This is a genomic window from Curtobacterium sp. ME-Dv--P-122a, assembly GCF_030209645.1.
In the GTDB taxonomy this organism is placed as follows: domain Bacteria; phylum Actinomycetota; class Actinomycetes; order Actinomycetales; family Microbacteriaceae; genus Curtobacterium; species Curtobacterium flaccumfaciens.
On the sequence record NZ_JARVRO010000008.1, the window covers coordinates 183,929 to 201,033 of the forward strand.

The window sequence follows — 17,105 nt, forward strand, 5'->3', positions numbered from 1 at the left end:
CCCTGTCACTTGACGAGCGCGTGCTCGATCACGGAGGTGAAGAAGGTCAGGCCGTCGGTACCCGAGGCCATCGCAGCGGGGGTGTCCGGGCCGAAGCCGGCCTCGGTCGCGTGCTCGGGGTGCGGCATCAGGCCGACGACGTTGCCGCGCTCGTTCGAGACGCCGGCGATGTCGTCGATGGAGCCGTTCGGGTTCACGCCGACGTAGCGGAACACGACCTGGCCGTTGTCCTCGATGCGCTTGATGGTGTCGGCGTCCGCGACGAAGCGGCCGTCGGCGTTCTTCAGCGGGATGGTGATCTCCTGCTGGGCGCTGAAGCCGGAGGTCCAGGCGGTCGCGGTGGTCTCGACGCGGAGCTTCTGGTCGCGGCGGATGAACTGCTGGTGCGCGTTGCGGGTGTGCGCTCCGGGGACCAGACGGGCCTCGGCCAGCATCTGGAACCCGTTGCAGATGCCGAGCACGGGCATGCCCTTGCCGGCGGCGTCGATGACCTCGGCCATGATCGGGGCCTTCGCGGCGATCGCGCCGGCACGCAGGTAGTCGCCGTACGAGAACCCACCGGGCAGCACGATGGCGTCGACGCCCTGCAGGTCGTGGTCGCCGTGCCACAGGGCGACGGGGTCGGCACCGGCGAGACGGACGGCGCGCTGGGCGTCGCGGTCGTCGAGCGAGCCGGGGAACGTGATGACGCCGATGCGCATCCGGGTCACTGGCCTTCGACGGTCACGGACACGACGTCCTCGATGACCGCGTTCGAGAAGACGTCGGCTGCGATGTCGCGGACCTCGGCGAGCTTGGCATCGTCGACGGGGCCGTCGACGGTCACCTCGAAGCGCTTGCCGATGCGGACGTTGGTCAGGTCGGCCTTGCCGAGGCGGGCCAGGGCGTTGCCCACGGCCTTCCCCTGGGGGTCGAGGATCTCGGCCTTGGGCATGACCTCGACGACGATCGTTGGCACGTGTTCTCTCCAGCACTTCAGGGGTGGGGGGACGCGACCAGTCTACGGGGCGCGCGCGACACGCCGGGACGGCCACGGGCCTCCAGACCGGCCCTTGCTGTGCGGTTGTTCATGTCTGTTCCAACGCGTATATTCCACTTCGAATAGTCAACAACGAACAAGCGGACTGGAGGCACGTGTGCCGTCGCTCACGCCACTCGCGTTCGCCGCGCTCGGGCTCCTGGCCGAGGGGCCGACGCATCCCTACGAGATGTTCCAGACGATGACGCACCGACGGGACGGCCGGAACGTCAAGGTCCGGCCCGGCACCCTGTACCACCAGGTCGGCCGCCTGGTGGAGCTCGGCTTCGCCGAGGTCGTCGGGACCGACCGGGCGGGCAACCGTCCGGAACGCACCACCTACGCCATCACGGACGACGGGTGGGCGGCGCTGCACGACGGGCTCGTCCGGCTGATCGCCGAACCGGCCGAGGAGTACCCCGTCTTCCACCTGGCCGTCGCCGAGATCGAGAACCTGTCGGTCGACGAGGCCGAGTCCGCCCTCCGTGCGCGGGTCACCGCACTCCAGGCCCAGCGCGACGAGGCGGACGAGATCCTCGGGATCGTCCGAGCGAAGGACCTGCCCGAGCGGTACTGGCTCGACGTGTCGTACGTGCGTGCCATGCTCACGACGCAGATCGAGTGGCTCGCCGCCACGGCCGACCGGATCGCCGCCGGCCACATCTCCTGGGACGCCTCCGTCGCGTCCGCAGACACCACCACGAACAGCAAGGAAACCACTCGATGACCACCGTCACGCCTCCGCGGACGACCGAGAAGAAGCCGTGGCCTGCCCTGTGGGCACTCGTCGTCGGGTTCTTCATGATCCTCGTCGACTCGACCATCGTGTCGGTCGCCACCCCCACCATCGCCCAGGAGCTCGACGCGGACATCAACTCCGTGATCTGGGTGACGAGCGCCTACCTGCTCGCCTACGCCGTGCCGCTGCTCATCACCGGCCGGCTCGGTGACCGCTTCGGCCCGAAGGTCATGTACCAGATCGGCCTCGTGGTCTTCACGCTCGCCAGCCTGTGGTGCGGCCTGGCCGGCTCGATCGAGGTGCTGATCGTCGCCCGCGTCGTGCAGGGCCTCGGCGCCGCGATGATGAGCCCGCAGACCATGTCGGTCATCACGCGCATCTTCCCGCCGCAGAACCGCGGCGCGGCCATGGGCCTCTGGGGTGCCGTCGCCGGTGTCGCGTCGCTCGTCGGCCCGATCGTGGGCGGCCTGCTCGTCGACGGCTTCGGCTGGGAGTGGATCTTCTTCGTGAACGTCCCCGTCGGTGTCGTCGCGTTCGTGCTCGCGCAGCGCTTCGTGCCGTCGTTCGAGCGGCACGGACACCGCTTCGACTACCTCGGCATCTTCCTGTCGGCAGCGGGCCTGTTCCTGCTCGTCTTCGGCATCCAGGAGGGCGAGACGTACGACTGGGGCGTCATCGCCGGCCCGATCTCGGTGTGGTCGCTCATCATCGTCGGCCTCGTGGTGCTGGCCGGCTTCGTCGTCTGGCAGGGCGTGCAGAAGGGTGAGCCGCTGCTGCCGCTCGGCCTGTTCAAGGACCGCAACTTCACGCTGGCCAACGTCGCCATCACGGCCGTCGGTGTCGCGATCGCCTCGTTCGCGCTGCCGATCATGCTGTGGGCCCAGGACGTCCTGCGCTTCTCGCCGACCCAGGCCGCACTGCTCCTCGTGCCGCAGGCCGTGCTGTCCGCCGCGCTCGCGCCGATCGTCGGGAAGAACCTGAACCGCTGGAACCCGCGCTGGGTCGCCTCGTTCGGGCTCGCCTGCTTCTCCGTCGGCCTGTTCTGGTTCGGTGCCCTGCTGTCGAGCGGTGCCGAGTGGGGCTGGGTGCTCCTGCCGAGCGCGCTCCTCGGTCTCGCCAACGCCTGCATGTGGGGACCGCTGTCCGTCTCGGCGACGCGCAACCTGCCGCCGAAGCTGGCCGGTGCCGGCTCGGGTGTCTACAACACCACGCGTCAGATCGGTGCGGTGCTCGGTTCCGCCGGCATCGCCGCCCTGATGGAGGCCCGGATCACCGCGAACTTCCCGGCGTCGTCCGGTGGAGCCACTGCCGGTGGCGCGGAGCAGCAGGTCGGCGCGCTGCCGGGCTTCCTGCTCGAGCCGTTCTCCAAGGCCATGGGCGAGTCGCTCTACCTGCCGGCGATCGTGCTGATCGTGGCCATCGTCGCGGCGCTGTTCCTGGCGAAGCCGAAGCAGACCGTCGCGTGGCAGCAGACCGGCTCGGTCACCACGCAGCCCGACGCCGAGCCCGCTGGGGCCCCGTCGAAGTAGGGCACGAGCGCACTTCGTGAGCAGGAATGGTCGGGTCGCCTTCGGGCACCCGACCATTGCTGCTCACGAAGTGGGACGAGGCGCACCCCCGCCCGTCACCTGCGGCGCTGCAGGTGCGCTCGGGTGAGCTCGTCCATCTGCTCGTCGGTCAGGGCGTCGACGGCCCGGGCCTCGCGGCGGTCGGTCCGCTGCCACCGGATGAACAGGGCGACGAGCACGGGGATGTCCGCCACCTCGGCGATGAACCACAGCAGGTCGCCCGCCAGGTGCTGGTCCTGCAGCGGCGACGGGTACCAGGCCCGCCCGACCACCGGCACGAGGGACCCGTCGAGCACGTGGTTCGTGATCCGCAGCACGATGCCGGGCACCGCGTCGACGACGAGCTCGACGAACGCGAGCAGGAACTCGGCCGTGGCGAACGTCGACGAGACGAGCACGCCGACCTCGGACAGCGGTGCGAGCAGGCCGAACCCGAGCGCCGGCACCGCCACGGTGATGACGGCGGCCCAGGCGGGGGACTCCCGGATCACCGCCGAGAACGGGGTGAGCAGGACGGCGAACAGCGCGAGCGCGACCAGCGGAGCGACGATCGCGTTGCCGAGCAGGCGCACCGGACGTGACCCCATGACCGCGTCGGCGACCTGCGCGAGGCGAGCCGGGCCTCCGATCCGGAGCAGTGCGACGGGCGCACCGAGCGCGGCGAAGGTGGGGACCGCGAAGAACAGCAGGGCGGCCCGCAGGACGAACGCCCAGCGCAGCCGCTCGTCGTCGACACCGACGATGCCGAACTGCAGGACGCCGAACAGCACGAGCGCCGTGGCGAAGGCGAGCGTGCGCCACCACGGCCATCGGGCACCCCGTCGAGCCGCGCCGACGACCCACCGGCCGTAGGCGACCGCGGCGACGACGAGGAGCACCGCCGCCAGGGGGTCGAACCGCCAGGTGCTCCAGAACTCGGGTGTCGACGGCGTGGGGAGCCTCCTGGGGATCAGGCGGACTCGTCCTTCGTGCCGCCGGAACCATCCTCCGTCCGCCCGAGGCCCGCCGGGGGTCCGTCGTGGCCCCGCGACGGTGAGAACCGGTTCAGATCCGGGCGACCCCGGGTGCCGGGACGGTCCGTGACAGCAGCCAGACGCCCACCGGCACGGCCACGGCACCGACGAGTGCGACGGCGAACGACAGGTGCAGCTGCATCACGAGGAACGCCGGGCCGATCGTGCAGAGGGCGGCGACCGCGACGACCGGCCAGGACGGACGGTCGGCCGACGGCAGCAGCCGGGGGAGCGGCCGGTCGAACCAGCGCAGGGCCCGGGCCACCCCGATCGCGACGGCGAGCACCACCACGAGTGCGACGATGCGCGACGCCCACCACGGACCGGAGCCCGGCGCCGGGAACGGCACCCCGACGAGCAGGGCGATGCCGTTCAGCGCGATGAACAGCGGCAGGTGCCACAGGTAGATCGTCATGCCGTCGCGGCCGAGGACGAACACGGCGCCGAGGGCTGCCCGCGTGCGCATCAGCCGGGTGAGCGGCGCGTGCACGAGCTGGACCAGGCAGGCCTGCGCGATCGCCAGGAACGCCAGCGGGAGCATCGGCGGGTTGAGGTCCTGCAGCATGTCGGGTGCCCAGAGCCCCACCGAGGTCATCGGCACGAGCACGGCGTACGCGACGACGGCGATGCCGAGCAGGAGCACCTTCGACCGTCGAGCGAACCAGCCGTCGGCCCAGAGGAACCCGAGCTGCTGCGCGAAGAGCCACACCGGGCCGAGGTTGAGCAGCCCGACCTCGGCGACCCCGGTGGCCAGGCGGACGGCGTCGACCGCCCCGGCGAGCACGAGCAGCACGGCGAGGGTGGCCCACGGTGCTCGCTCGTGCAGGCGCATCATCACGGGGACGCAGCACTGGGTGATGCCGTAGGCGGCGAGGAACCAGAGCGGTGAACCGATGCCGAACGCGACCTCGGCCAGGAGCTCCGGCGGCGTCCCAGCGGCCGTGGCGACCCCGAGCCCGAGCGCGAGGAACACGAACAGCGGCACCGCGGGCCGGAACAGCCGCACCAGGCGGATGGCCAGGTAGTCGCGGGCGGGGCTCGGCGCACCACGGGCGACGGTGCTGCGCCAGCCGACGGCACTCGCGAACCCGCCGACCACGAAGAACAGCGGCATCACCTGCCCGACCCAGGTGGCGGCGACGTACCAGGGGAGTTCCTGCAGCGGGCTCGTCACCCGCACCCCCTGGTCATCGGCGGCGACGCCGACCATCGTGACGTGCACGATGACGACGAGGACGACGCAGGCCGTCCGGATGAGGTCGACGACCAGGTCCCGCTTCGCGATGATCCCCCGGACGTCCGCGGTGCTGTTCGCCTGTTCAGGCAGACCCTGGCTCGTGGACATGTCCGGACGTTAGCGTGCGGAACGGTCGGTCCGGTGTCGTCCCAGCTGATCGCGACCGGATCGTGACACTTCGTATTCCGGTGGCGGCATGCGTCCCCTCGCTGGTCGGCAGCAGAAGCTCGTGTACAGTGAACGCGTTGTCTTGATTCCTGCAAAAGAAAGGCTCAGCATGGACGCCGACGCCGATCTGCTCCGTTCCTCGGGGCTCCGGGTCACGACCCCGCGACTCGCGGTGCTCCGAGCGACCGACTCGATGCCGCACGCCACCGCGGACGACATCGTCACCGCGCTCGCCGTGGCGCTGCCGACCACCAGTCACCAGGCCGTCTACGGCGTGCTGAACGCCCTGACCGGCGTCGGACTCGTCCGCCGCATCGAACCGGCCGGCAGCCCTGCACGGTACGAGCGCCGCACCGGTGACAACCACCACCACATCGTCTGCACCCTGTGCGGCGCGATCGAGGACGTCGACTGTGCGGTCGGCCACTCGCCCTGCCTGACACCGTCCGAGACCCACGGCTTCGCGGTCACCACCGCCGAGGTCACCTACTGGGGCATCTGCGAGCGCTGCGCAGCGGCGGAGCGCGACGACGCGGAGCGCGACGACCCAGACGTCGCCCCCACGCCCGCCTGACGGCGACCGCCCACCGCACCGGCCGCACGACGCGCCGGACCCCGAACCACCCGAGCACCCCTGACCGAACCAACGTCCCACCTCCAGGAGGAACCGTGTCCGACCAGAACACGCCGACCGGCACCCCGACCACCACGACCAACAGCGGCGCACCCGTCTCGAGCGACGAGCACTCGATGGGCGTCGGGGCCGACGGCCCCCTCGCGCTGCACGACCACTACCTGGTCGAGAAGCTCGCCCAGTTCAACCGCGAGCGCGTCCCGGAGCGGGTCGTGCACGCCAAGGGCGGCGGCGCCTTCGGTACCTTCACCGTCACGCAGGACGTCTCGCGCTTCACCCGTGCCGCGTTCCTGCAGCCGGGCAAGCAGACCGAGATGCTGGCCCGCTTCTCCTCCGTCGCTGGTGAGCAGGGCTCCCCGGACACCTGGCGCGACCCCCGCGGCTTCGCGCTGAAGTTCTACACCGAAGAGGGCAACTACGACCTCGTCGGCAACAACACCCCGGTGTTCTTCATCCGCGACGGCATCAAGTTCCCCGACTTCATCCGCTCGCAGAAGCGCCTGCCGGGTTCGCACCTGCGCGACCACGACATGCAGTGGGACTTCTGGACCCTGTCGCCCGAGTCGGCGCACCAGGTCACGTGGCTGATGGGCGACCGCGGCCTGCCGGCGAGCTGGCGCGAGATGGACGGCTTCGGCTCGCACACCTACCAGTGGATCAACGCCGCGGGCGAGCGCTTCTGGGTGAAGTACCACTTCATCACCGAGCAGGGCCACAAGACCCTGACGCAGGAGGACGCCGACCGCATCGCCGGTGAGGACGCGGACTTCCACATCCGTGACCTGCACGCCGCGATCGAGCGTCAGGACTTCCCGCGCTGGACCCTCAAGGTGCAGGTCATGCCCTACGAGGACGCCGCGACCTACCGCTTCAACCCGTTCGACCTGACGAAGGTGTGGCCGCACGCGGACTACCCGCTCATCGAGGTCGGCACGATGGAACTCAACCGCAACCCGGAGAACTACTTCGCGCAGATCGAGCAGGCGACCTTCGCCCCCTCGAACTTCGTGCCCGGCATCGCGGCGAGCCCGGACAAGATGCTCCTGGCGCGCATCTTCAGCTACGCGGACGCCCACCGCTACCGCGTCGGCACGAACCACGCCCAGCTGCCGGTGAACGCCCCGAAGAACGAGGTCCACTCGTACTCCAAGGACGGCGGCATGCGCTTCGACTTCCAGAAGTCCGAGGTGCCGGTGTACGCGCCGAACTCGCTCGGTGGGGCGCACGCCGACCCGAACGCGACCGACGACGCCCCGGGCTGGGAGTCCGACGGTGCGCTGCAGCGTTCCGCCGCGACCCTGCACCCGGAGGACGACGACTTCGGTCAGGCCGGGACGCTCGTCCGCGAGGTCCTGGACGACGCCGCCCGTGAGCGCCTGGTCGGCAACATCGCCGGCCACGTCTCGAAGGTGACGCGCGACGACCTGCGCGAGCGCGTGTTCGCCTACTGGACGAACGTCGACGGCGACCTGGGTGCGCGCGTGCGTGCCGCGGTCGCGCCGAGCGCGCCGGGCTCCAACGAGGACCCGGAGAAGGTCGCGGTCGAGGCGTAAGCCTCGCTGCACCACCTGACGGACGGGAGGCCCGGTACCAGCTGGTACCGGGCCTCCCGTCCGTTGGTCGTTGCGTCTAGACCTGCTGCCCGTTCAGCCAGATCGGGCCGGCGGGCCAGTCCTCGAGCTGCGCTGCCACCGGCAGCGCCATCCAGCCGCCCTGCTCCGTGTTGCTGACGCCCGCGCCCTCGGCGGTGAACGCCGAGAAGGTGCCGACGGCCTCGGGGAACTCGTGCCAGCCGAGCTTCGCGTAGAAGGGGATCCGGTCCTCGCCGGCGCCGAGGAAGCCGAAGGGGACGCGGAGTCCCTCGAGGACCGCCGCGGTCCGGGTCATCAGCTCGCGGCCGACGCCGGTGCCCTGCAGTCGGGGCGACACGGCGACCAGGCCGGTGTCGCCGACCAGGACGTCTTCGCCGCCGACGGAGATGTACATGCGGCGGATGCCGACGTGGGCCAGGACGACCCCGTCGGCGTCGTGCGCGAGCACCCGGCGTTCTGGCTGCATGCCGGACCAGCTCCGGCCGCCCACGTACCAGTGCGACCAGTCGGGGAAGGCCTGCCCGAGCAGCGCTGCGATCGCTTCGTGGTCGGGGAGCGACAGCGTGCTCTCCTCGACCACCTCCCACCGGATGTCGTCAGTCACGGGTCCATCCTGCCGGTCCGGCGGCCGGTGTGGGGAGGTTTCGCGCTGGGCGACACCTCGCGGGTCCGGGCGCGCGTGGGGTGTCGGTCAGCGCGAAGTGCCGCGACGTGTCAGCCGCGACCGGGCGTGGTCACCTCGATGCGGTTCGCCCAGGGGTCGTCGAACGCGACTGTCCGGCCGTCGTCGGCGAGCTCGACGCCGCCGTGCCGCATGCGTTCGGTCAGGGCGCCGAGGTCGTCGGCCGCGGGGACCTCGATGCGCACGAGCCCCAGGCCGAGTGCGAGCTGTCGACGCCCGGCGCCGCGGGAGTTCCAGGTGTTCATGGCCATGTGGTGGTGGTACCCGCCGGCGCTGACGAACAGTGCCTCGCCGAAGCCGGCGGTGGTCTCGAAGCCGAGGGTGTCCACGTAGAAGGAGCGTGCGGTGGCGACGTCGCCGACGGACAGGTGCACGTGGCCGACCTTGCCCGGGCGTGCCGCGGCGGTGTCCAGGGCGTCCTGCGTCAGGTGGGACTGCAGGAACGCGTTCGGGTCGACGTACTTCGTGTCCATGTCGACCATGCCGTGCGTCCACGACCACTCGGTGCGGTCGCGGTCCCAGTACAGCTCGACGCCGTTGCCCTCGGGATCGGTGAAGTAGAACGCGTTGCTCACCAGGTGGTCGGCGCTGCCGGTGAAGCCCGCCGGGTACTGCGTGGCGACCGAGTACAGCGCGGCGGCCAGGTCGGCACGGGTGTCGAACAGGATCGCCGTGTGGAACAGGCCGGCCTCGCGGGGTCCGGCGTGCCGCATCGCGGGTGCGTGCTCGAGGACCACGATCGGCGTGCTGCCCCGGCCGAGCACGGCGACGCCGCCGTCGTGGGAGAGCAGCGACAGCCGCACGCCGTCGCGGTAGTACCGGATCATCGCGTCGAGGTCGGCGACGCGGAGCGTGACGGCGCCCATCCCGGTGTCGGCCGCGAGCAGTTCGTGCGTTTGCATGCACCTAGTGTGCGCCGAATTGGTTGACGCGTCAACCAATTCGATGACGCGTCAACCAGATCGGTGCGTCAGGCGCTGTTCGAGATCCCGCCGTCCGACTTCAGCAGCTGTCCGTTCACCCACGCGCCCTGCTCCGAGCAGAGGAACCCGACGAGCGCGGCGGTGTCCGACGGGCGTCCGAGTCGGCCGAGCGGGGTGCCCTCGACGGCCCACCCCTTGACCTCGTCGGACATCCAGCCGGTGTCGTTCGGGCCCGGGTTCACCACGTTGGCGCTGACACCGAGGCTGCCGAGCTCCTTCGCGGCGCCGAACACGATCCGGTCGAGCGCGCCCTTCGACGCCCCGTACGGCAGGTTGTACGCGATGTGGTCGCTCGTCAGGGCGACGATCCGGCGTCGGTCGCGCGGTGCGGCGTCCCCGGCGCGCTCGAGCCCGGCCGCGTAGGCCTGCACGAGCAGGAACGGGGCGCGGGCGTTCACGGCGAAGTGGCGGTCCCACGACTCGACCGTGGTGGTGCGGAAGTCGGAGTCGACGGACTCGCAGTGCGACATGACGAGGGCGGTGACCGGGGCGCCGGCTTCCGCCTCGGCGCGGCCGACGAGTGCGGCCGCCTGCTCCGGGTCCTCCAGGTCGACCGGGAGGCGCGTCACCCGTGCTCCCGCCGCCTCGCACTCCTGCACCACCGACTCGACCCCGTCCGGGTCCGCCCCGCCGCTCACGCGGTCGTCGTAGGGCCCCCACCACGAGATGGCGAGGTCCCAGCCGTCGGTCGCCAGCCGGGTGGCGAGCGCTGCGCCGATGCCGGCTCTGCGGCCCACCCCGGTCACCAGGGCGAGTGGTCGTGCGGACGTCATCCGTGCCTCCTGTCCGGCGCTCCGTCGCACCGATCGGCACCCAGTCTGCCGGAACCGGCCACCCGTGTGACCATCGCACCCGGTGTCCTGTCGGCGGACGGCCGACCGCTGGGGCCAAGATGGACGGATGCCACGCACACGACGGCCCTCCCGACCGGGGCGCGGACCCCGCGGCGGTCGCCCGGACCCCCGCGACCTGCCGCTCGAGCACGTCCGCGACCGGATGTCGTCGTACATCTACGGCAACATCACGGTGCTCGCCGTCGCGATCGCGGTGAACCCGGAGCAGATCCACCACGGCGCCGCGGTGGCGACCGTCCTGGCGACCGCGGTGCTGACGTACCTGGCGCACGTGCTCGCGCACCTGGTCGCGCACGGGCTCGGCGACGACGGCGAGGAGTCCGCTGCGGACCGCGCTGCGCGCCGCGACTCGGTCGCGACGATCGTCCGGAACGCCAACCCGATCGCGACCTCCGGGCTGATCCCGGCGGTGCTCTACGCGGCTGCCTGGATCGGGTGGCTGCCGGCCGAGTGGGCGCAGATCGCCGCGACCGTGATCCTGGTGGTGCGCATCGGGCTGGTGGGCGTGTTCATGCAGCGGTTCAGCGGGAAGCAGCCCACGTTCCTCGGGCTGTGGGGCGGGATCGTGCTCGCCGCGGTGGCGTTCGTGATCGGTGTCGTCAAGGTGGTGTTGACGCATTGAGTGACACGCACGCCCACGCCGAACCTCACTCCGAACCCGCCCCCGACAGCGAGCCGAAACGCGGCGGGCTGCGGTTCCTGCGCGACCTCGTCATCATCGTCGTCGTGGCGCTGTTGGCGTCCTTCCTGGTGAAGGCGTACCTGGTCCGTTCCTTCTACATCCCCTCGGCCTCGATGCAGAACACACTGCTCATCGGGGACCGGGTGCTCGTCAACGAGCTCGTGCCCGGGGTCGTCCCGCTGCAGCGCGGTGACGTCGTGGTGTTCCAGGACCCGGGCGGCTGGCTCGGCATGGGCCAGGGCGATGACCTGATCAAGCGGGTCATCGGCCTGCCGGGCGACACGGTGTCGTGCTGCGACGCCCGGGGCCGTCTGTCGGTGAACGGGCACGCGGTGGACGAGCCCTACGTCGTGCTCGAACGCGGGTCGGACCGCGTCGCCGGGAAGGACTTCGAGATCACCGTGCCGGAGGGGCGCATCTGGGTGATGGGCGACAACCGCTACGACTCCGCGGACTCGCGTGTGCACGGCACCGTGCCGGTCGACGACGTAGTCGGGCGCGCCTTCGTGACCACGTGGCCGATCTCGCGGTGGTCGGTGCTGTCCCGGTACGGCGACGAGTGGGACCGGGTCCCGACGCCGTGACCGCGGACGACGAGGGCTTCCGCTACGAGACCGGCGGGGACGACGACCTGTCGATCCACCGGATCGCGACGCCGGGCAAGCGGTCGGGGACGATCGGTCCACGCCCCGACCACGTCGTGTTCTGGCTCGCCGACGGCCGGGCCAGCCTGACCGCGGACGACGGCGAGCACTGGGAGGTCGGCGCCGAGCGGCCGATGATGCTCTCGGCGTCCGTCGCGTACGGGTTCGAGACCGACGCGACCGCCACGACGCTGCTGCACCTGTCGCCGTCGCTGCTCGGCGACACGGGGGAGTCCTCGGTGTTCGGGCAGCCGGACGCGGCCGATCCGGCACTCGAGCCGCTGCGGGCACTGCTGCGCGAGGCCTCCGGGCGCATCCTCGACCCGGCCCTGCCCGCCGACGACCGTGCGGCCCTGAACCGGCGGATCGCGACCGTCGTCCTGTCGACCTTCGCCCGGTCGCGATCGGACGTCGCGGACCGGATGCGGCGGGCGATCGGCTTCGTGCACGACCACGCCGACCGGACGCTGACCGTGGCGGACGTCGCAGCGGCCTGCGACCTGAGCGAGCGCGGCCTGCAGGACCTGTTCCGCCGTCGTCTCGGCGTCACCCCCATGCAGTACCTGCGCGAGGTCCGGCTCGACCGGGTGCACCTGGAGCTGGGGCGGCCGGGTTCCCGCGCGCTGCTCGTCAGCGAGGTCGCGCGGCGGTGGCGGTTCACCCACCTCGGGCGGTTCGCGGCGTACTACCGGGAGCGGTTCGGGGAGCCGCCGCACCAGACCATCGCGCGGAGCGGCACACCCGGAGAACGGTAGTTCTCGCGTTCTTTGCGGATTCCGGCTATCCTGCTCGCGTGGATGCGCGACGGTCCGAACTGGGGCAGTACCTCCGCGCCCGTCGGGCACTCGTCCAGCCCGAGGACGTCGGCCTCACCCGCGAGCCCGGACGACGAGTGGACGGCCTGCGCCGTGAAGAGGTCGCGCGGCTCGCGGGCATCAGCCCCGAGTACTACCTGCGGCTCGAACGCGGCCGCGACCACCAGCCGTCCGACCAGGTGCTCGTGGCGCTCGGCCGGGCCCTGCGGCTCGACCACGAGGCCGTCGACTACCTGCGCCGCCTCGCGCACGCCGAACGCCGCCGCCCCGAGGGGGTCGTGCCGCCGGGACTCGACGACTCGGTCCGGTCGCTGCTCGCGCAGTGGTCGCACACCCCGGCGTTCGTGATGGACCGCAACCAGGACATCATCCTGTCCAACGCCCTGGCGAGCGCCCTCGGCCCCGGCTACATGGAGCCGGGCGCGAACCTCGTCCTGCAGATGTTCTCCGAGGCGTCCCGGCAGCACGCCGCCGACTGGGACCGCACCGCGCACCGGGTCGTCGCCGCGCTCCGGCTGCACGCCGAGCCCGAGGACCCCCGGCTGCAGGAGATCGTCGGCACGCTGACCCTGCAGGACCCGGAGTTCGCCCGCATCTGGGCGCGGCACGACGTCGCCGTGCAGCGCACCGGGGTCTCGCGGCACTGGATCGACCCGATCGGGTGGGTCGAGTTCCGCTGGCAGAACCTCGCGATCCCGGGCAGCTCGCACGTACTCGTCACCTTCTGGGCCGACCCCGGCACGCCGGCAGCCGCGGCCGTCGCGTACCTCGCCGCGCAGGTGCAGCAGGGCACCGCGCGCCGGGAACCGGTCGCGGGCGAGACCGCGGTGGGGTAGCCGAGCGGTCGTCACGGTGGCCGCGCTCGCCGGTCAGGCGGTCGTCGCGCCCTCGTCGAGCAGCCCGCGGAGCGTCGTGAGCCGTGCGGCGGACTCCTCGTCCGCCGCCGTCCACACCACGAGCACGTGCTCGGGGTCCTCCAGCCGACGCAGTTGCTCCCACCGCAGGTCGATCCGGCCCACGAGCGGGTTCTCGAACGCCGACTCCCCGCGGCGAGTCGGCCGGACCGCTCCGCCAGCCCACTCGGTCGCGAACGTCGTGCTCCTGGCCATCAGCTCGCCCAGGAGTTCCTGGAACCGGTCGTCGGCGTCGTGCTCGTCCAGCGAGTCCCGGAGCATCGCGGCGGTGCGGTGCGCCTCGGCCTCCCAGCCGTCCACCGAGTCCTCGACCCAGGGGTTCAGGAAGGTGAACCGCGCCAGGTTCGTGCCGACGGTGAGGGACGCGGACAGGGCACCGGCGAGCCGGTTCGCCGCCACGACGTCCAGGTGGCGGTCGAAGACCACGACCGGCTCGGCGAGCGCGTCCACGAAGTCCTGGGCCGACGTCGTCGTCGTGCCGTCCTCGTGTTCCATGCGATCACGCTAACCGGCCGGGCCGTGGAGCAGGGGGGAGAAGGGGGCCCCGGCGGGGACCCCGTCGCGGTGCCTCCGCCCCGCAGGGGGACCCCGGCGCGGTGTGTCCGACCGTCGGAGGGCACCGTGCGCCGCACCCGGGGCCGCCGGCACGCGCTGTCGTCGGGGGTGACGGGCAACGACAGGGACACGACGACGCAGCACCCCCAGCCCTAGCGTGACGACGCCGGGACCCCCGGTCCCCGCACCACCCAGACGTTCGTCACGAAGGAGACCCGCACATGGCTGCACCGACCATCGTCCTCGTCCACGGCGCGTTCGCCGACTCCGCCAGCTGGGCACCCGTCACCCGCGAGATGCTCGACCGCGGCCACACCGTCCTCGTCCCGCCGGTCTACAACCGCAGCCTCGCCGAGGACGCCGCCTCGATCCGCGCCGTCGCCGAGCACGTCGACGGGCCGGTCGTCCTCGCCGGTCACTCGTACGGCGGGGCCGTGATCACCGTCGCCGGCGAGGCCGAGAACGTCGTCGGACTGGTCTACGTCTCCGGCTACGTGCTCGAGGTCGGCGAGAGCCTCGGGCAGCTGCAGGGCGGGTTCCCCGACTCCGACCTCGCCGCGAACCTGGTGTACACGCCGTACCCGGTCGCCGGCGCCGAGGACGGCACCGACGTCTCCGTCGCGATCGACGCGTTCCCGCAGGTCTTCGCCGCCGGGGTCGACCCGCGCGTCGCCGAGGTGCTCGCCGTCTCGCAGCGCCCGCTGTCCGGTGCCGCCTTCGGCGAGCCGGCGTCCGCCGCCGCGTGGAAGACCACCCCCGCGTGGGCGATCGTCTCGTCCGACGACCACACCATCAACCCCGAGGTCGAGCGCTTCGGCTACTCCCGCGCCGGCATCACCGACGTGACCGAGATCGCCGCCCCGCACCTGGTCATGCAGACCCACCCGAAGGACGTCGCCGACGTCATCGAGCGCGCCGTCGCCGCGACCAGCGCGACCGACGCCGCCGCCTGACCCGACCATCCCTGGAGGCGCGGCGTGCGCCCGACGCGCACCGCGCCTCCAGGATCTCCCCGTCCCACCCCAGGAGGCGACGTGACCACGGAACGCACCACCCCGGCACCCCGCGGCGGCGCCCTGGCGCCGCTCGCGATCCCGGTCTTCCGCGCCCTGTGGATCGCGGTGCTGGTGAGCAACATCGGCAGCTGGATGCAGACCGTCGGCGCGCAGTGGCTGCTCGTCGACGAGCACGCCGCACCCGTCGTCGTCGCCCTCGTGCAGACCGCGTCGAGCCTGCCGGTGCTGCTCGTCGGGATCCCCGCCGGGGTGATCGGCGAGTTCGTCGACCGACGGAAGCTGCTCATCGGCGTGCAGGCGTTCCAGGTGGTCGTCGGCGTCGTGATGACCGTGCTCACCGCGACCGGCGACATGACCCCGGCGCTCCTGCTCACCGTCACGTTCCTGCTCGGGACCGCCTCGGCGCTCCAGCTGCCCGCGTACCAGGCGCTCGTGCCCGAGATCGTGCCGCGCGCCGCGATCACCGACGCCGCGGCGCTCAGCTCCGTCGGCGTCAACGTCGCCCGGGCGATCGGACCGGCGCTCGCCGGGGTGGTGATCGCGCAGCTCGGCGTGCCGTTCGTGTTCGCCGCCAACGCGCTGTCGTTCGCGCTCTTCCTGGTGGTGCTCGTCGCCTGGCGCGGCTACCAACGCCCCGAGACGCGGGCCGAACCGTTCATCGACGCCACCCGCGCCGGGCTGCGGTACGTCCTGCACGCGGCCGTCGTCCGCCGGCTGCTCGTGCAGCTCGCCGTCTTCATGGTGCCCGCGAACGCGCTCTGGGCACTCCTGCCGCTCGTCGCCGACGGCTCGCTCGGGCTGTCCTCCGGCGGGTACGGACTGCTGCTCGCCGCCGTCGGCATCGGGTCCGTCGGCGGGGCGTTCCTGATGCCGGCGGTCCGTGCGCGGCTCGGCATCGGCCGCACGGTCGGCATCGCCTCGGTGGTGTTCGGTGTCTGCACCACCGTCGTCGCGCTCGTCCCCGTGCTGGCGGTCGTACTCGTCGCGCTGCTGGTCGGCGGGGTGGCCTGGATCGCCGTGGTGACGACGCTGAACGGCACCGTGCAGGCGTTCCTGCCCGCCTGGGTCCGGACCCGCGGGCTCGCCGCCTACCAGCTCGTGCTGTTCGGCTGCACCGCGATCGGTGCGGCGCTCGCCGGCGCGGTCGCCACGCCGCTCGGGGTGACGGGGGTGCTCGCCGGGGCCGGAGTCCTGACCGCGCTCAGTGCCGCGCTGCTGCTCGTGTCCGGGTTCCCGGTGCTCACCGACCGCCAGCGTGCCGTGACGCCGATGCCGTTCGGGGACGAGGTGTTCGTGGCGGACGACCACGGCACTGCGACGGGGGAGACCCTCGTGCTGCTGCACTGGACGGTCCCCGCGGACGCGGTCGACGAGTTCCGAGCACGTGCCGAACGGCTCGGGCGGAGTCGTCGGCGGACCGGTGCCCGTGACTGGAACCTCTACCGGGACGCCGCGACCGGGCCGGACGCCTGGGTGGAGGCGTTCCGGGTGGGCTCGTGGCAGGAGCACGTCGACCAGCACGAGGTCCGGCAGACCGGGGACGACGCGCGGACCCTGCAGGCGGTGCGCGAGGTCGCGGGCGAGCCGCGGGTGGAGCACCTGGTCGCGGAGGGGGTCGGCAGCCCGTCGTCTGGGTGACGGGTGGGGTCAGCGGCCGGTGTCAGCAGCCGGTCGTGGTGAGGGTCACCGTCGCGACCACGCCGTCGGACACCTTGGTCGTCTGCGGGCAGAGGTCGCCGGCGCGGACCGTGACCTTGCCGAGGGGAACGCCCGCGAAGTCGGCCGTGCCGCCCGGGAACACCCGCTGGTGCTCGGAGAGCTTGCCGGTCGAGGCGAACACCTTGACCTCGTAGGGGTGGTCGGCGGCGTTCGACGACACCGTGACCGACACCTGGCCGGTGGAGTCGTGGGCGCCACAGCCGGCGAGGGCCAGGAGCGCGGCCACGCCGAGGACGGTTGCGGGGACGACTCGGAGCACGACGACCAGGGTA

Annotated in this window: 19 protein-coding genes; 10 read left to right on the forward strand and 9 right to left on the reverse strand. The window is 72.0% G+C overall.

Translation table 11 applies throughout. The features are described 5' to 3' along the window. Nucleotides 1–5 precede the first annotated feature (5 nt). Entirely contained in the window at nt 6–701 is a 696-nt protein-coding gene (gene purQ / locus QRN49_RS10045) for a phosphoribosylformylglycinamidine synthase subunit PurQ (protein WP_027465024.1), read from the reverse strand. Nucleotides 702–706: 5 nt separating this feature from the next. Beyond that, nucleotides 707–958 carry a phosphoribosylformylglycinamidine synthase subunit PurS gene (gene purS / locus QRN49_RS10050; RefSeq protein WP_017886272.1) on the reverse strand — a complete coding sequence of 84 codons (252 nt, stop codon included), beginning with the start codon at nt 956–958 and terminating at the stop codon, nt 707–709. 178 nt (nt 959–1,136) lie between these two features. Here purS and QRN49_RS10055 point away from each other — a divergent pair, with 178 nt between their 5' ends. Both QRN49_RS10055 and QRN49_RS10060 read left to right on the forward strand, forming a co-directional pair. Then, a complete protein-coding gene (locus QRN49_RS10055) occupies nt 1,137–1,745 on the forward strand; it encodes a PadR family transcriptional regulator (protein ID WP_284755509.1) in 609 nt (202 codons plus the stop codon). Next, on the forward strand, nt 1,742–3,286 hold the full coding sequence (locus QRN49_RS10060; protein WP_111033672.1) for a DHA2 family efflux MFS transporter permease subunit: 1,545 nt from the start codon (nt 1,742–1,744) through the stop codon (nt 3,284–3,286). The genes QRN49_RS10055 and QRN49_RS10060 overlap by 4 nt, the downstream gene beginning before the upstream one ends. A gap of 95 nt (nt 3,287–3,381) precedes the next feature. On the opposite strand, the gene QRN49_RS10065 is transcribed toward QRN49_RS10060, so the two are convergent. Beyond that, nucleotides 3,382–4,203 (reverse strand): cytochrome c oxidase assembly protein, encoded by an 822-nt coding sequence (locus tag QRN49_RS10065; protein ID WP_035808048.1) that lies wholly within the window; start codon nt 4,201–4,203, stop codon nt 3,382–3,384. A 166-nt stretch (nt 4,204–4,369) separates the two neighbouring features. After that, a complete protein-coding gene (locus tag QRN49_RS10070) occupies nt 4,370–5,683 on the reverse strand; it encodes an acyltransferase family protein (RefSeq protein WP_284755514.1) in 1,314 nt (437 codons plus the stop codon). 169 nt (nt 5,684–5,852) lie between these two features. Here QRN49_RS10070 and QRN49_RS10075 point away from each other — a divergent pair, with 169 nt between their 5' ends. Both QRN49_RS10075 and QRN49_RS10080 read left to right on the forward strand, forming a co-directional pair. After that, nucleotides 5,853–6,317, forward strand: a complete 465-nt coding sequence (locus QRN49_RS10075) for a Fur family transcriptional regulator (protein ID WP_284755516.1) — start codon at nt 5,853–5,855, stop codon at nt 6,315–6,317. Nucleotides 6,318–6,412: 95 nt separating this feature from the next. Then, nucleotides 6,413–7,930: a catalase gene (locus QRN49_RS10080; protein WP_284755518.1), complete on the forward strand. Its 1,518-nt coding sequence runs from the start codon at nt 6,413–6,415 to the stop codon at nt 7,928–7,930. 76 nt (nt 7,931–8,006) lie between these two features. Here QRN49_RS10080 and QRN49_RS10085 read toward each other — a convergent pair whose 3' ends face one another. From QRN49_RS10085 to QRN49_RS10095, 3 genes are all read right to left on the reverse strand, one after another. Next, a complete protein-coding gene (locus QRN49_RS10085) occupies nt 8,007–8,573 on the reverse strand; it encodes a GNAT family N-acetyltransferase (RefSeq protein WP_071405850.1) in 567 nt (188 codons plus the stop codon). A 110-nt stretch (nt 8,574–8,683) separates the two neighbouring features. Further along, the gene (locus tag QRN49_RS10090; RefSeq protein WP_284755522.1) at nt 8,684–9,553 is read right to left on the reverse strand and encodes a VOC family protein; all 870 of its coding nucleotides are present in this window, start codon (nt 9,551–9,553) and stop codon (nt 8,684–8,686) included. A 68-nt stretch (nt 9,554–9,621) separates the two neighbouring features. After that, complete coding sequence (locus QRN49_RS10095) at nt 9,622–10,407, reverse strand: SDR family oxidoreductase (protein WP_071405848.1); 786 nt, start codon at nt 10,405–10,407, stop codon at nt 9,622–9,624. A gap of 127 nt (nt 10,408–10,534) precedes the next feature. On the opposite strand from QRN49_RS10095, the gene QRN49_RS10100 reads away from it, so the two are divergent. From QRN49_RS10100 to QRN49_RS10115, 4 genes are read left to right on the forward strand one after another with little or no spacing between them, the layout of a single operon-like run. After that, nucleotides 10,535–11,110: a hypothetical protein gene (locus QRN49_RS10100; RefSeq protein WP_139196520.1), complete on the forward strand. Its 576-nt coding sequence runs from the start codon at nt 10,535–10,537 to the stop codon at nt 11,108–11,110. Then, on the forward strand, nt 11,107–11,754 hold the full coding sequence (lepB, locus tag QRN49_RS10105; RefSeq protein WP_284755527.1) for a signal peptidase I: 648 nt from the start codon (nt 11,107–11,109) through the stop codon (nt 11,752–11,754). The genes QRN49_RS10100 and lepB overlap by 4 nt, the downstream gene beginning before the upstream one ends. Continuing rightward, nucleotides 11,730–12,569 (forward strand): helix-turn-helix transcriptional regulator, encoded by an 840-nt coding sequence (locus QRN49_RS10110; protein WP_284755529.1) that lies wholly within the window; start codon nt 11,730–11,732, stop codon nt 12,567–12,569. Before lepB ends, QRN49_RS10110 begins: the two co-directional genes overlap by 25 nt. Before the next feature lie 38 nt (nt 12,570–12,607). Next, nucleotides 12,608–13,465, forward strand: a complete 858-nt coding sequence (locus tag QRN49_RS10115; protein ID WP_209133104.1) for a helix-turn-helix domain-containing protein — start codon at nt 12,608–12,610, stop codon at nt 13,463–13,465. Between the two features lie 33 nt (nt 13,466–13,498). On the opposite strand, the gene QRN49_RS10120 is transcribed toward QRN49_RS10115, so the two are convergent. After that, nucleotides 13,499–14,038, reverse strand: coding sequence for an MmyB family transcriptional regulator (locus QRN49_RS10120; protein WP_284755531.1), 540 nt, complete (start codon nt 14,036–14,038; stop codon nt 13,499–13,501). Nucleotides 14,039–14,319: 281 nt separating this feature from the next. Here QRN49_RS10120 and QRN49_RS10125 point away from each other — a divergent pair, with 281 nt between their 5' ends. Both QRN49_RS10125 and QRN49_RS10130 read left to right on the forward strand, forming a co-directional pair. Then, nucleotides 14,320–15,051 carry an alpha/beta fold hydrolase gene (locus QRN49_RS10125; protein WP_284755533.1) on the forward strand — a complete coding sequence of 244 codons (732 nt, stop codon included), beginning with the start codon at nt 14,320–14,322 and terminating at the stop codon, nt 15,049–15,051. An 81-nt stretch (nt 15,052–15,132) separates the two neighbouring features. Then, entirely contained in the window at nt 15,133–16,752 is a 1,620-nt protein-coding gene (locus tag QRN49_RS10130; protein ID WP_284755535.1) for an MFS transporter, read from the forward strand. A gap of 22 nt (nt 16,753–16,774) precedes the next feature. Here the strand turns inward: QRN49_RS10130 and QRN49_RS10135 are convergent, their stop codons facing one another. Beyond that, nucleotides 16,775–17,092 carry a hypothetical protein gene (locus tag QRN49_RS10135; protein ID WP_284755537.1) on the reverse strand — a complete coding sequence of 106 codons (318 nt, stop codon included), beginning with the start codon at nt 17,090–17,092 and terminating at the stop codon, nt 16,775–16,777. Between the last annotated feature and the right edge of the window lie 13 nt (nt 17,093–17,105).

Coding starts and splice junctions, on each gene's coding strand:
- purQ (WP_027465024.1), bottom strand. CDS start 701: ATGCGCATCGGCGTCATCACGTTCCCCGGCTCGCTCGACGACCGCGAC.
- QRN49_RS10060 (WP_111033672.1), top strand. CDS start 1,742: ATGACCACCGTCACGCCTCCGCGGACGACCGAGAAGAAGCCGTGGCCT.
- QRN49_RS10070 (WP_284755514.1), bottom strand. CDS start 5,683: ATGTCCACGAGCCAGGGTCTGCCTGAACAGGCGAACAGCACCGCGGAC.
- QRN49_RS10075 (WP_284755516.1), top strand. CDS start 5,853: ATGGACGCCGACGCCGATCTGCTCCGTTCCTCGGGGCTCCGGGTCACG.
- QRN49_RS10090 (WP_284755522.1), bottom strand. CDS start 9,553: ATGCAAACGCACGAACTGCTCGCGGCCGACACCGGGATGGGCGCCGTC.
- QRN49_RS10095 (WP_071405848.1), bottom strand. CDS start 10,407: ATGACGTCCGCACGACCACTCGCCCTGGTGACCGGGGTGGGCCGCAGA.
- QRN49_RS10100 (WP_139196520.1), top strand. CDS start 10,535: ATGCCACGCACACGACGGCCCTCCCGACCGGGGCGCGGACCCCGCGGC.
- QRN49_RS10120 (WP_284755531.1), bottom strand. CDS start 14,038: ATGGAACACGAGGACGGCACGACGACGACGTCGGCCCAGGACTTCGTG.
- QRN49_RS10125 (WP_284755533.1), top strand. CDS start 14,320: ATGGCTGCACCGACCATCGTCCTCGTCCACGGCGCGTTCGCCGACTCC.